The sequence below is a fragment of the Actinokineospora sp. NPDC051303 genome (assembly GCF_055586285.1).
Window position 1 is genome coordinate 89,133 of sequence record NZ_JBVJIN010000010.1, and the last position, 13,313, is coordinate 102,445.

Below are 13,313 nucleotides of genomic sequence, written 5' to 3' on the forward strand. Positions count from 1 at the left end.
GCTCCGTGCTCGTGGAGCAACGACACCTCGGGCGCAGTGGGCTGCGGGTGTCCCGGATGGCGCTGGGCACGTTGACCTGGGGCGGGGACACCGACGCCGGTGAGGCGGCCAGCCAGTTGGCGGCCTTCGTGGAGGCGGGCGGCACGCTCGTCGACACCGCGGACATCTACGCCGACGGCGAGAGCGAACGCGTGCTGGGCGCGCTGCTGGACGACCTCGTCCCCCGCGAGCAGGTCGTGCTCGCCACCAAGGCCGTCGCCCGCCGCCACGACGGGCCCTTCGGCGGCGGCGCGTCGCGCGGCGCGCTGCTCGCGGCCCTGGAGGCGTCGCTGACCTGTCTCGACACCGACCACATCGACCTGTGGCAGCTGCACGCGTGGGACGAGTCGGTGCCGCTGGAGGAGACGCTGTCCGCTGTGGACGCGGCGGTGCGCAGCGGCAAGGTCCGCTACGCGGGCATCTCGAACTACTCCGGCTGGCAAACCGCGACCGCCGCGACCCGGCAGGCGTGTGTCGCGGGCGGCGCGCCGCTGGTCAGCACCCAGGTCGAGTACTCGCTGCTGGAGCGGGGCGTGGAGCGGGAGGTCATCCCGGCGTGCGCGCACCACGGCATCGGCGTGCTGCCCTGGGCGCCACTGGGCCGCGGCGTGCTCACCGGCAAGTACCGCACCAGCACCCCAGCCGACTCCCGCGGCGCCTCGGCGCGGTTCGCGCCGTACGTCGAACAGCACCGCACCGAGCGCGCCGCACGGATCGTGCAGGCGGTGGTGACCGCAGCGGATGGCCTGGGCACCTCGCCGCTGGCGGTGGCCCTGGCGTGGGTGCGAGACCGGCCGGGCGTGGTGGCCCCGGTCGTCGGCGCGCGGGACACCGCGCAGCTGCGCGGCTCGCTGGCGGCAGAGGACCTGACCCTGCCCGCGGCCATCCGCGCGGCACTGGACGACGTGAGCGGGGTCGAGTTCGGGTATCCGGAACAGGGCGTCAAGTCCCGCCTGGGCTAGTCCCTGCCCCCGGCCTGATCGGTTTCGGGCGCGAAGTACTCCGCGACGTCGGCCCGGAACATCTGGTGCGCGGCGCAGGCCACCAGCAGCGCGGACAACGCGACCGCGGCCAGATCGTCCGGCCCGGACGCCAGGGTCAGCGTCAGCAACAGGACCAGCGGCGCCACCAGCAACACGGCCAACCGCGCCCAGTCCCGACCGCCACGCACACTGAGCGCGAACCACACGCACAGCCCCAAGGGGACGGCGAACAGGGACAGATCCTGGCCGGTCTTGGCCCAGACCAGGGCGAGGTGGGCTCCGGACACGGTCACATGGGCCAACAACAGCACACTCGCCACCCGAACCGGCGGCGGCGGATCGGCTGGCTCGACATTGCCGAGAAGGGGCAGGTGCGTTGGATCGATCGACATTGATTCCTCCTGCACTCGTGCCTGCTCAGTCGGCCCAAGCACAGTATGTGTTACAGCTTGGTCTCGACTTCACCCGCGAGGGTCAGTCACTGTGCGAAATCCAGCGAACCGCTCACGGCGAGGCGCGGCATCACTCCCCCGACCCCGCACCCGCGGTCCCGGCTGCCAGCACTTTGGTCATGAACACGCTATTGGGATCTTCCCGATACCCCGCGAACGGCCCACACACCTCGAACCCATGCTTGGCGTACAACCTACGAGCAGGCGCGAAGAACCCGAACGACCCCGTCTCCAAACTCAACCGCGAGTATCCACGTTCGACAGCCACACCGATGATGTGCCGCAACAACATGGACCCCACCCCCCGCCCCTGCCACTCCCCCGCCACCCGCATCGACTTGATCTCCCCGTGCCCAGGCTCAAGCTCCATGAGCGCGCCACACCCCACCAGGTCATCCCCGTGGAGCACCGTCCAAAACGTCACCTCGGGCCTACGCAGACCCTCAAGATCCAACGCGTGCTTGCTCTCCGGCGGGGAGATGGACCGCATCTCCTCAACATGCCCATCAAGAAACTCCGCGATCCGAGCCCCAGAAAGATCATCGATCACAATGGTCAGCTCAGCCATAGTGGCAGACCTCGCGGAAGGGCGCGTCCGGGATCAGACGCTCCCACTCGGCCCGGGTGAGCGTGCGCTTCACCATGGCGCACAACGACTTCTCGACATCCCCCGTCGCGTAACCGACGTCCCACAGACGCACGGCCATGTCCTCGCCTCCGCTTGCCAGCCACCTGCCGTCCGGGCTGAACCGGACCGCACGCACCGGTCCCCGGTGCGCCAGGAACGACTCACTGACCTGACTCCGAGTCGCGATATCCCATAGCCGCACGGAATTGTCGCCGCTGCCGCTCGCCAGGATGGCGCCGTCCGGGCTGAACGCCACCGAGTACACCGGGCCCGTGTGTCCGCGCAGCGGTTCACCACGTTGCGTGTGGGATGCCGTCTCCCACAATCGGATCGTACCGTCATCTCCGCTGCTGGCCAGTGTCTTGCCGTCCGGGGAGAAGGCCACAGAACCGACCACGCCGACGTGGCCGCGCAGCGGTTCGCCTCTTTGCTTCCCTGACGCCGCTTCCCACAGGCGGATCAGACCGTCCGCGCCGCTGGTGGCGATGGTGGAGCCGTCCGGGGAGAAGGCGACCGAGTACGTGGTTTGGTCGTGCAGCAGCGTGCTTCGCCGCGGCTGGGCAAGCGGGCCCCAGGAGATGACGGTCGATTTGTCGGCCTCACCGACCCCGGGCTCCGTGCTGTCGTTCATTGTGAAGTCGTTCTCCCCCAAGGTTGTCTTACCGACCGACTGGAGGTCGCCGCCGCTGAGCAGCGACCTGCCGTCCGGGCTGTACGCGACGGACCACACAGCTCGGTCCTTCCCGGTCGGGACGCTCGCGATCGTGCGGCGATCGCTGGGATTCCACGTCAGGATCCTTCCGCTGCCGCTGTACGGATCGTCGAGGCCGCCACCGGTCAGCGCCGTGCCGTCCGGGCTGAACGCGAGCGCGCGGATCGTCCGGGTGTGGCCTGTCATTATCCGACCGTTCTCTCGGCGCCGCTCGACATCCCACATCACAACCGTCGGCCCGTCAGCGAACCGCCACTGGGCGTGGTCGTCGTCTTTGGATGGCGTGACCACCGTGCTGGGGCCGACTCCCTCGCCGCTCGCGCTCAGCCAGCCGTAGCCGCTGAGGCAGATGCCCCAGCCGCTGTGGCCGCACAGAAACGGGCTTCCGAGATAGTCGGTGATCCCGCCGTAGTCCCCGCCACTGGCCAGCGTCTTCCCGTCGGGGCTGAAGGCGACCGCATAGACGCCCGCGACGTGCCCAGCGAGCGGGTTGGCGGCCTGCTCGTAGCCCGCGACGTGCCACAGCCGCACCATGCCGTCCATGCCAGCGCTGGTGAGCGTCCTGCCGTCCGGGCTGAACGCGATCGACGTGACAGGCCCGCTGTGACCGGCGAGCGGCTCTCCGATCTGCTGTTGCTTGTCGGCTTGCCACAGCCTGATCGTGCCGTCGTGGCTTCCGGTGGCGATCATCTTGCCGCTGGGGCTGAACGTCACCGATGGCCGCACGATCGCGCGGTCGGAACGAGTGTGCCCGCTCATCGGCGCGCCCTTCGCCTGGCGGGTGACGGTGTCCCACAAGCGGACCGTGCCGTCGGTTCCCGCGCTCACGAGAGTCGTGCCGTCCGGGCTGAACGCGAGCACCGGGACGATCGCCCCTTGAGGGTCTGGCGGGTGCGCCGTCAACGGTTCGCCGATCTCCTGGCGCGTCGCCGTGTCCCAGAACCGCACGGCGCCGTCGTTGCCCGCTGTGGCGAGGGTTTTTCCCGCAGGGTCGAACGCCACGGACGGCGCGTCATCGCCGGGATGCCCGGCCAGTGCCGGGCCGATCTCCTGGCGCGTGCCGAAATCCCAGAGTCGCACCGTCCCGTCACTCGCCCCGGTCGCCACTGATCTGCCGTCCGGGCTGAACGCGATCGTCTTGCTCCAGTGGAGCTTGTTCATGACCGCGGTCCGCGGGTTCGCCGGGGCGAGTGGGAGATGCGCGCCTGACTCCTGGCGTGTGGTGACATCCCAGAATCGGGTCGGTAGGGCAAAACCATCCGGTTGCTGGTCACCAGCCGTGGCGAGGTGCTGTCCGTCCGGGCTTACCGCGATCTGGTCGGCGTGCGTGGCCAGCTCACCCGCCTGCTGGTGCGTCGCCGTGTCCCAGAACCTGACCTTGCCGTCGCGGCCTGCCGCGACAACCGTCTTGCCGTCGAGCGAGTAGGCGACTGAGACGACCGGCGCATTGTTGGCCGCGACGCCCACGATGCCAGGGCGGGCGGCCGCCCGCAGCATGCCCGCCTTCGCTTGCGGAGTAGGGCTGATGCGCCACGCCGCGATGCTGAGCAGCTTGGACACCGACGGGACGCGGTCGCCGAGTTCGGCGGAGCGGGCCGCGAGTTCGCGGGACAACGCTTGGTCGCGCTGCCGGTTCGACTCGTTCAGTTGTTGCCACGTCACGCCCGCCAGCACCGTCACCAGCACGAGCAGCACCACCAACACGGAGGTGGCCAATCGTCTGGTGCGCACAGCGGACCGGTGCAAGCGCTGGTCCTCACCGTCGAGGTATTCCTTGGGCAGGCCGCGAATCGGGGCCGCGAGCGTCGCCACGTCGGAGCGGAACCGGTCGTTGCGCAACGACAGATGGCTCACCTCACGCGTCCAGCTCAGGTTGACCCACAGCGGTTCGGCCGAGAAGTACCCGCTGAGCTGCCTCGGCAACGCGGTGGTGCGCGTCCAGTCGAAGTCGTCGGCCTCGTCGTCCCAGACGATCGTGCCGCTGGTGAGCGCGATCAGGAATGTCTTCGATTCCCGTTCCGCCTGCCAGTACCCGATCTCCTCGCGCACCCAGCTCGACGCCGCGGACTGCTCGGACGCGAGCAGCACGAAGTGGTCCGAGTCGGCCAGCGCGTCCCGGATCGCGCCGAGGAGGTCGCTCGACGCGGGCAGGTTGCTGAGGTCGCGGCAGACGCGCAGCACCGATGGCTGGTACCACGCCCTGGCCAGTCGGTGCAATCCTCGTTGCAGCGCATGGGCAAGTTGCCGGTCGGCCGCGAAACTGTAGGACAGGAACGCGTTGAATCGCCGCTCGGTGACAGACACAGCGCAAATGTAGCGATCTAGGCGGGAGAGGGACCTCCTGTGGAGGCGATCTGTCCTTGTTTTGGCTAACTCCTGCCAACGCCCGCCGCGTCGGAGTGGCTGGACGCGGTCCTCGTGTGAGACGGCAGTGCCGAGTCACCGCGCGGAAGCGGCCACAATCGGCTAGTCGGTCAGGAAGAAGCCTGGACGAGGGCGTCGACGACCCCCACCACAGTGAGGGCGACCGCCAAAGTCAGGAGCAGGGTGATGGTGGCGCCCAGGGTCAGAGTGGCTATGTAGACGGATTTGCGCCAGGGGCGGTAGGGGTCTTCGGGCATGGGTGTCATCTCTTGTTGGCAGGGTGGACGAGTTTGAGGCCGTTGACGGCGAGGGTTTCCCGGATGAACAGCTCGACGCTGGGGTGGGGGTGGGCGTCTTGGGCGGTGGCGGCGGTGATGAAGAACTCGACCTGGCTGAAGTGCAGATCCATGGCTCTGACCATGTTTCCCAGATCAACAGTCGACAGCCAAGCCCGCATGGCCTGGCCGTCGCGGCCGTTGACCTCCTCCAGCGCGTCCGGGAGGAGGTCGGCCTTGCTGACCACCACCGCCAGGCGAACATCGGTTGTCGTGATGCCCATGTCGGTCATCGTCTGCAGGGTTTTCTCGAAGACCACATGGGGTTCGATGTCCGAGCGGACCTTCCGCAGGATCTCCTGGCGGTCAGCGGGCAGGTTGTGCCACAGCCTGCCTATCGACAACGGGTCGATGACGAACACCATGGTGCGGGCCAGCTTCAGGTAGGTCAGCTGCTGGATGCTGGCCGCGGCCATGAAGGACTCCCCGGCCGCGTCGAAGATGTGGACCAGTTTGCGCTTGCCGTTTCCGGGGCGGACGTGCAGGGAAAACGCCGGGTGGACCACCGAGGACGTGGTGGTGTTGATCGCGCTGGTCTTCTCCGTGCGGTTGGCGTCGATGAGCATGCGGCGGAAGGTCTGCATGCGGTTGCGGGTCAGGTCGTCCGCGTAGTCGAAGCCGCCGCCCATCCGGTCCGCTATGGACTCGATGGCCATCACCAGGGCGGTGATCAGCTGTGTTTTGCCCGCGAACGAGCCGCCGAAGACCGGGAGCACGATTTCCGGGGCCATGCCGGTGCGGTCAGCGAGCGGCTTGTCGCACTGGGGGCACCAAGCGGGCAGTCGGTAACTGCCGAGCAGCGCGGTCGTGGGCAGGCGCTTGGTGCACTGGCACGTGCGGCGCAGCATCCCGTACCGGCCTGGCCGCAGGTCCTTGTGCATCGCGTGGCAGCCGTCGCACTCCACGGTCACCTTGGGCACCCGGTGGCCGCCGTGGTTGCAGGTCCTGGTGATCCCGCGGGCCAGCAGCACCAGCGTGTCGAGGCCGCGCAGGGCCCACGCGGCGAGCCAGGCCAGCGGCAGCACCACGCAGAAGACCAGCGCCTCCGCCACGCACACCGCGACCAGCAGCAGACTCACCACCGCCACCGCGAGACCCAAACCAACCGCCATCAGCACGCCGACGGCCCGGCTGGGGCCCGTCGGCGCCTGCTCGGGCTGGCCCTCGACGTGGCGGAAGCGGAAATGCCGGTCCAGCAACCGGTTCCACCGCGCGCTCAGAGTCTCCCTCAGTCGCAGCTGTCCCAGGCGGTGGGCGTGTCGGGCGTCGCGCCACGCCTGGCCGCGCAGGTAGTGGTCGAAAGCGGGCTCGTGCTTGTCCGTCGGCTTCTTCACCGGCTGCCGCACGACCTCGGCCGCGTCCGGCTCCTTGCCGATGCCGTAGCCGACCGCGTAGCCCTGCGCGTACCGCGCGAGCATCGGCGCGCCGAACCGGGCAGCCACCGCGACGACGGCGACGGCCACGGCGACGACCAGCGCCAGCAGCGCCACCACGACCTGTTCCATATCCTGGCTCCTAACCGCGCCGCGAAGCCGGGCGCGTGGGCTTTGGCGGTGTGTCGGCGAGCTTGGGGCCCAGCGCGCCCGCCCACCACGCGATCCCGGCGCCGTGCCGCTCGCGCAGCCACTTCCTGGTCCACCACACCATGTGCGCGAGGCCGTGCCGGTCGAGCAGCTCGATCACCCGGCGCACCTCGCGGCCGCGCCACTTGCCCAGCGCGCCCCGCGCCAAGCGCTCCAGCTCCACCCGCTGCGGTTGCAGGTGCTGCTCACGGCGCAGTTCGCTGATCGCGCCGAGCAGGCCCGCCATCCTGGCCACACGCACCTCGGGGCGCAGCCTCTCGTGCTCCAGCGAGGACACGTACGTCGCGCGCACGAATTTGATCTTGGTCAGCAGGTGCGCCAGTTCCCCGTACTCCAGCTTGATCGACTGCTGCACGAGCTTGCGGGTCACCTCGGCGCGTTTGGTTTCGTCGAATCCAGGGAAGCTCGCCGCCAGCTCGGCCAGCGCCCGGTGGAACCCGGCCGCGGACAGCCCGACGAGCCCCGAGGTGATCAGCAGCACCTCCCGCCGCCGCTCCACCGCGCGGCGGGTGTCGGCGGGCAGGCGGGCGAACGCCGGGCTCTGCGACACCACGTCGCAGAGCTGGTCGAACGCGTCCGTGGCCGGTGCTCCGTCGAGCACCCGGACCAGCCTGCCGACCACCGAGTCCGCCACGACGAACGCGGGGTCGAGGGCGCCCACGACCTGGTGCGCCTCGGTCACCGTCCACTCCGCGCCGCCCGGCCACAGCAGCTCCAGCAGCCCCGGCCGCAGTTCCCCCCGCTCGCGCGAGACCCGCACCAACGCGTCGACGGCGGGCAGGTCGCCCGCGCGGACGGCGGCCACGGTGGCGGCCTCCCGCAGCTCGTCGCGGCCGCGTGTGTCGAGCAGGTCGCCCGCGGGCCCGGTCAGGACCGCCACCACCTCGACCAGCCGCTCGGCGACGCTCGCCAAGTGGTCCACGACCCCGGCGCACAACGCGGGCCACCGGGCCAGCACGTCCACGGCGCCGTCGCTCTCCGGGGCCGCGACGACGATCGGCCCGACGGCTCGGGCGCCTGCCGCGCGCACCACCTCGGCGGCCACCGCGACCCCCACCGACTGCGCCCAGCGCAGCAGCGTCAGAACCGTCTCGCCGTTCGCCAGCCGAAGCCGGGCGGCCAAGGCCGCGGAAGCGGCTTTCCTGGCCCGCGGCGACTCGACGGGCTCCTCGGGGTCGAGCCGGGCCACCTCGCCTTCGAGCAGCGCTTGGACCGTGGCCTCCTCGATCTCCGCCATCAGATCGCGCGCCCCGGCCGCCCGGACGGCGACGGCGAGCGCGCGCAGCGGCTCCACCGGGTCGTCGGCGCCCTTGAGCAGTGGCAGCGCCCTCGCGGCGATTCCGCCAGTGGTCTCCGGGCTCAGCCGCGCGCCATGCGCGCCGAGCCAGCGGGCGACGGCCACGGCGTCCTCGGCGTAAGCCAGCTTGCGGCCGAGCACGCTCGCGGCGAGCACCGGATGCCAGTCGTCCAGCGAGCTCTCCCGGCCCGACGCCAGCGACCGCGCGGAGCCCCAGGCGTCCGCGGCGGACTCCACGCCGATGTCGGCCAGCAACTCGGCGAGCGGGTGGATCTCGATGGCGCTGGCCCGGCCGCCGGTCATGTCGAAGACGTAGTTGGCCTCCATGGCGCTCTCGTCCACGGCGAAATCGGTGTCCGGCACGGTGCCGACCACAGCCAGGCCGCTGTAGCGGGGCTCGTGCTCGTAGGTGGCGAAGGACATCGCGTGGACCAGTTCGACGGGCAGCAGATAGGACACGGCGGCGATCCAGCGGGCCACGTTCTCCGCGGTGCGCTCCACGATCAACACCTTGCGATCCTGCTCGCGCACCGCGTGCCCGGCGGCGGTCACCAGCGCCGGAAGCCAGTCCCCATGGGGGTGCTCGCCGACGAACCGCGCCACCTCGGCTCTGGTCAGCGCGCCGTGCGCGGTTCCCGCCGCGAGCCCGGGCAACCGAGGGGACGCCACCGGGTCGCGCGCCCAGAACGGCGCGCCCCACAACTCGATCGGGGCCAGCGGGCCGAGTTCGGCGGCGATGTCGGCGGTGACGAGCGCGTGGGCGAAGTAGTTGCCGAACCGGCGGGAGTAGTCGACGCCGACGAACACCACGTTGGCCAGGATCGTGGTGCGGCCCGGCCGGTAGCACAGGTTCACCGGTGCGGCGGCGATCTCCGCCGCACCGGCCGAATAGGACAGTGAGCGAGGCGGGCTATAGGAGGTCAGCGCCTCGATGTCGGACAGCGCGTCCTGGCCGAGGCCCGCGCTGGCGGCGTTGAACTGGTAGCCCGCGTGGCCGGAGAGGCCGTGCTCGCAGGAGGTGTAGTACGCCTGGTCGAACATGTCACCGACCGCCGTTCGGCTTGCCGATCCGACGGATGAGCTGGAACTCGCTGAGCAGCCACAGGAACGGGTCCTCCACCCGCCACGGGTGCGGGGCGCCGTCGGCCAGCCGCTGCGACTGCCCGCCGTCGTCGGACTGCGGGCTGCGACCGAGGCCGGAGAGTCCGAAGTACCGGAAGCGGGCGAAGTTGTTGGCCAAGGCGTCGTCGAGGTTGTGCCCGGACCAGTCGTGCAGCAGTGCCCGCATGTGCCGGTGCACCTCCTGGCTGTCGGCCTCATCGAAGCCGGGCTGGGTGGGCGGTCGCCTGCGCAGCGGGCTGCTGTCGGGCAGCGCGGCGACCAGAGCGTCCATTTTGGAAAAGGCGACCGCGATGGGCTTGGCGAGTTTCCCCGTGCCGCCCGCGTCCGCCTGAAGCAGCGCGATGATCCGGGACAGCACGTTCACCGGGGCGTCCACGGCCCCGTGCTGCTCGGGCAGCAGCGCCGCGGTGTCGGCCTGGGTGCGGGCTCCGGGAAGCTGCAACGGGTCGAGCAGCAGGATGATGCCGTCGGCGCTGCTGAGGTAGCGCACGTTGCGCTCGACCGAGCCCTGGTTGGTCAGATCCTCACCCGCGGTGTCGAAGAACGACAGCACGGTCCGCCGGACCTTGCCGCGGTCGCCGACGGTGACGTTGAAGACCAGCGGCCTGCGGCCGCCGCGGCGCGCCCCCGCGGTCTTCGTCGTCTGGTGCAGTTCGCCCTTGAGGTAGAGCCGCTTCTCGTACTCCTCCTCGAAGGTCGCCCTGGTGTAGTCGTCCGCGCCGAGCACCGAGGCGTTGAGCCTGCCGCCGACCTCTTGGAACAGCTCGTGCAGCAGGACGGTCATGTAGACGGTTTTGCCGCTGTTCTTCGCGCCCACCAAGGCGATGAGCCTGCTCGGTGTCTGTCCGAACAGGACTGGGAGCTGGCTGTGGCAGTGCGGGCAGAGCCGGTTGGTGGTCTCGGACCCGCATGCCTGGTGCACGGCCGACATCCGGCGGCCGTTGGCGTTGAAGGCCGGGAACTTGCGGTCGGTGTCGCCCATCTGCTCGTAGAGCACGTGGTCGCGGGCGACCTCGCAGGTCGAGCCGCGGCCGGTGCGGCCAGTGCACCGGAACTTGATGTCCTTGGCGCGGAACTTGCGGTAGCAGTAGGGGCAGATGAGCTTTGACGCGACGGCGTCAGCGGACAGGCGTGGGAACAAGGGTCACCTCGTCGGCTGGTGGCGATTGCGGGTCGACGAAGCAGGCGAACCCCGACGGCGGGTCGACGCGCTTCGCCAGCGGCACGGTCAACGGCGTCCCCGACCGCAGGACGCGGGCGTCGACCCTGGCCAGGACCTCGCCGCTCTCGCGGCGCAGCGGGACGATGCCGTCGGCACGGTGCACCAGGACCAGGCCGGGCAGCCTGCATGTGCGCTCCGCGGTGAGGACCAGGTCGTGCCTGCGGGAGAGCAGTCCGGCGAGCCGCAGGCCGTAGGCGACCCGGGTGGGAGCGCCCGCGACGCTGACCGTGACCGGCGCGGACACGATCTCCTCGCCGCGATCTCGGACGACGGTGGCCACGGCGATGGTGAGCGGGCCCGGGACGGCGTCGACCCGGACTCCGCCCGCGTCGCCGTAGACCCGACGGGACACGTCCTGGTGGACGCCGCCGCGAGCGATGTCCTCGCTCTCGGCGCACCACGTCACCCTGGCCAGGTTCGCCCCGTCCGGCCAGCGCCAGCGCAGCCGCACCTGGTCGTCGAACCGCTCGGCGCGCACGTCGGCGACCGGTTTGACCAGCGTCAAGGCGATCGAGGGGCCGATCCTGGCCTGGTCGCCCGCGATCACGACAGCCGTCACCACCACCCGGCCCGCCGGGGCGGGCACGACGAGGTCGGCCAGACCGTCCGGCCCGACCACCGGCTCGCCGCCCACCGCTGGGCCGATCCCCCGGGCCGCGGCGCGGTCCACCAGGTCGCCCTCGGGCCACGGGGGCACGCCCCCGGACAGGCGCAGTTCGACCAGGCCACGCTCGGGCGGCCGCCAAGTGAAGCGCAGGCCGGTGCCGCCGTCGTCGGTGACGACCTCGTGCAGCAGCGCGGTGAGGGTTCCCGGCGGCTCGGTGAGGGTGGCCGAGGCGACCACCGGCGCCGAGACCCGGCGCTCGCCCGCCCTGGTCAGGTACACCGCGTGGAAGGTGTAGTCATAGGTGTGGCCGTTAGTCACGTCGCGGTCCGCGAATCCCGTCGCGGCCGGGTCCGTGAGCGGCACCAGGGTGGGTTCGGCCCCCCGCGCTCCGCGCTCGGTCCGGGTGACGACCACCTCGACGGCGGCGGGGTGGATCTGCCACGAGCCGGTCACCACGCCCTCCGCCACGCGCAGCGTGACATCGCCGACCTCGGGCAGCACCTCCACCGGCGCGGCGGCCACCCCCGGGGAGCGCGGTCCGTCGCCGCGGGCCGCGAAGACGGTGTAGTAGGTGGGCTCGGCCGCGGCGGGCTCGGCGTCGACGAGTTCGTTGGACTCCGTCTCGCCGACCACGATCCCTGCGCTTGCCGACACCACCGGCCGGTCGGCGGAGCGCACGACCAGGTAGCGGACATCGCCGGTGCGGACCGCGCCCGGCGTCCAGCGGACCGCGATCCGCCCGCCGTGGCCGCCCGCGACGACCTCGCTGGGCGGCGGCGGGGCGATCGCGGCGATCCGGGCAGGCAGGGTCTCGTCGTCAGCGGCGATCCTGGCCGCGGCGGCGAACAAGCCCACGGCTTCCTCTCCGTCGCCGCCCGCCAACGCGCGTTCGGCGGCGGCGACGAGGTCGGCGACCTTGGCACGGGACTCAGCCAACCGCTCGCGTGCTTCGGCGCCCGCCGCGGCGGGCGCCTCGGCCAGCAGCGATTCCGCCTCGTCCAGCTCGCCCGCCCGCAGGGCCTCGGTGATCCGGTCGAGCAGGTCGCCACCGCCCTTGGGGCCGTCACCGCCCTCGGCGCTGAGCGTGGCCGCCAGCGCCAGCGCCTCCGCCGCGGCGAGCCCGAGTTCCTCGCCCGCCTTGGCTACGGCGCGGACTGGCAGCCCGGCGACGACGTCGGGGCGCAACTGCTCCTGGACCTCCCAGAGCACCAGCCGGTGCAGGCCGTCCGGCTGGTCGGCCGCGGTGATCAGGATCGCCAGGACGTTGTCCACCGCAGTCTTGCGGTCGTCGTGCTTGCTGGTGGCCTGCGCCGCGCGCACCTTGTGCAGCTGGTCCAGGGTCACCGTGCCGCCGTCAGCGAGCCGGAATCCCGAGCGCAGGGTGAATCCGGCGCGGACCGCGTCCACCCCGAACAGCACGTCTGGGCTGATCCGGGCGCCGAGCGCGGTGAGCGCGTCACGCAGAGACCGAACGGTGGCCACCGGAGCCGCAGCCACCGTCTCCCACGGTGGGTCGATCACGGTGACGGAGTGCTCGGCAAGCGCCGCGCGCACCGCCTTCTCGTCGTAGGCGCCGTCGAGGGAACCGACAAGCCTGCGCAGGGCAGCCAGGGTCAGGCACGGGGTCGAGGCGGCGATGGCGGCGACCCGGCTGTCCAATCGGGAGCGGGCCGCCCCCGCGGCCTCGTCGCGCCGCTGGGCGAAGTGCTCCAGGGTCAGCAGCCGCTTGCGCTCCAGGTCGGCGTGCGCGGCGAGCAGCGCGGTCGCCAACTGGTTGTACTTGCGCTGCATCTTGAGCTTCTTCCAGTGCTTGACGATCACCTCGACCCGGCGGAGGAAGTCCTCCTGGCTCCGCACCCGCTGCGGATCGACGTCGTAGCGGGTGAACAGGTCCGGCGGCGGCGTGTTGCCCGCGCGCCTGGCCGGGTCCAGCACGTCCTCGGCGTAGCCCGCCAGCTCGTCGGACACG

The 13,313-nt window shown here is 71.1% G+C and carries 9 protein-coding genes; 1 reads left to right on the forward strand and 8 read right to left on the reverse strand.

Features of this window, described 5'->3' with window-relative positions; all coding sequences use genetic code 11:
- The first annotated feature begins 11 nt into the window (after nucleotides 1–11).
- Nucleotides 12–1,001, forward strand: coding sequence for an aldo/keto reductase (locus tag ACZ6SD_RS10625; RefSeq protein WP_465316671.1), 990 nt, complete (start codon nucleotides 12–14; stop codon nucleotides 999–1,001).
- Here the strand turns inward: ACZ6SD_RS10625 and ACZ6SD_RS10630 are convergent.
- The 8 genes from ACZ6SD_RS10630 to ACZ6SD_RS10665 all read right to left on the reverse strand — a co-directional run bounded on the left by ACZ6SD_RS10630 (nucleotide 998) and on the right by ACZ6SD_RS10665 (nucleotide 13,312).
- On the reverse strand, nucleotides 998–1,414 hold the full coding sequence (locus ACZ6SD_RS10630; RefSeq protein WP_465316672.1) for a hypothetical protein: 417 nt from the start codon (nucleotides 1,412–1,414) through the stop codon (nucleotides 998–1,000). The genes ACZ6SD_RS10625 and ACZ6SD_RS10630 overlap by 4 nt on opposite strands.
- A gap of 130 nt (nucleotides 1,415–1,544) precedes the next feature.
- Complete coding sequence (locus ACZ6SD_RS10635) at nucleotides 1,545–2,042, reverse strand: GNAT family N-acetyltransferase (RefSeq protein ID WP_465316673.1); 498 nt, start codon at nucleotides 2,040–2,042, stop codon at nucleotides 1,545–1,547.
- Nucleotides 2,035–5,118: a WD40 domain-containing protein gene (locus tag ACZ6SD_RS10640; protein WP_465316674.1), complete on the reverse strand. Its 3,084-nt coding sequence runs from the start codon at nucleotides 5,116–5,118 to the stop codon at nucleotides 2,035–2,037. Before ACZ6SD_RS10640 ends, ACZ6SD_RS10635 begins: the two co-directional genes overlap by 8 nt.
- A 170-nt stretch (nucleotides 5,119–5,288) precedes the next feature.
- Nucleotides 5,289–5,435: a hypothetical protein gene (locus ACZ6SD_RS10645; protein ID WP_465316675.1), complete on the reverse strand. Its 147-nt coding sequence runs from the start codon at nucleotides 5,433–5,435 to the stop codon at nucleotides 5,289–5,291.
- A 5-nt stretch (nucleotides 5,436–5,440) separates the two neighbouring features.
- Nucleotides 5,441–7,018 carry a TRAFAC clade GTPase domain-containing protein gene (locus ACZ6SD_RS10650; protein WP_465316676.1) on the reverse strand — a complete coding sequence of 526 codons (1,578 nt, stop codon included), beginning with the start codon at nucleotides 7,016–7,018 and terminating at the stop codon, nucleotides 5,441–5,443.
- 10 nt (nucleotides 7,019–7,028) lie between these two features.
- Nucleotides 7,029–9,434: a GTPase-associated protein 1-related protein gene (locus ACZ6SD_RS10655; RefSeq protein WP_465316677.1), complete on the reverse strand. Its 2,406-nt coding sequence runs from the start codon at nucleotides 9,432–9,434 to the stop codon at nucleotides 7,029–7,031.
- Between the two features lies 1 nt (nucleotide 9,435).
- On the reverse strand, nucleotides 9,436–10,656 hold the full coding sequence (locus tag ACZ6SD_RS10660) for a TRAFAC clade GTPase domain-containing protein (protein ID WP_465316678.1): 1,221 nt from the start codon (nucleotides 10,654–10,656) through the stop codon (nucleotides 9,436–9,438).
- Nucleotides 10,634–13,312, reverse strand: a complete 2,679-nt coding sequence (locus ACZ6SD_RS10665) for a SaeA-related protein (protein WP_465316679.1) — start codon at nucleotides 13,310–13,312, stop codon at nucleotides 10,634–10,636. The genes ACZ6SD_RS10660 and ACZ6SD_RS10665 overlap by 23 nt, the downstream gene beginning before the upstream one ends.
- Between the last annotated feature and the right edge of the window lies 1 nt (nucleotide 13,313).

Bases quoted from the DNA above. Each gene is read 5' to 3' on its own strand.
- ACZ6SD_RS10630 (WP_465316672.1), bottom strand. From the start codon at position 1,414: ATGTCGATCGATCCAACGCACCTGCCCCTTCTCGGCAATGTCGAGCCA.
- ACZ6SD_RS10635 (WP_465316673.1), bottom strand. From the start codon at position 2,042: ATGGCTGAGCTGACCATTGTGATCGATGATCTTTCTGGGGCTCGGATC.
- ACZ6SD_RS10645 (WP_465316675.1), bottom strand. From the start codon at position 5,435: ATGCCCGAAGACCCCTACCGCCCCTGGCGCAAATCCGTCTACATAGCC.
- ACZ6SD_RS10650 (WP_465316676.1), bottom strand. From the start codon at position 7,018: ATGGAACAGGTCGTGGTGGCGCTGCTGGCGCTGGTCGTCGCCGTGGCC.
- ACZ6SD_RS10655 (WP_465316677.1), bottom strand. From the start codon at position 9,434: ATGTTCGACCAGGCGTACTACACCTCCTGCGAGCACGGCCTCTCCGGC.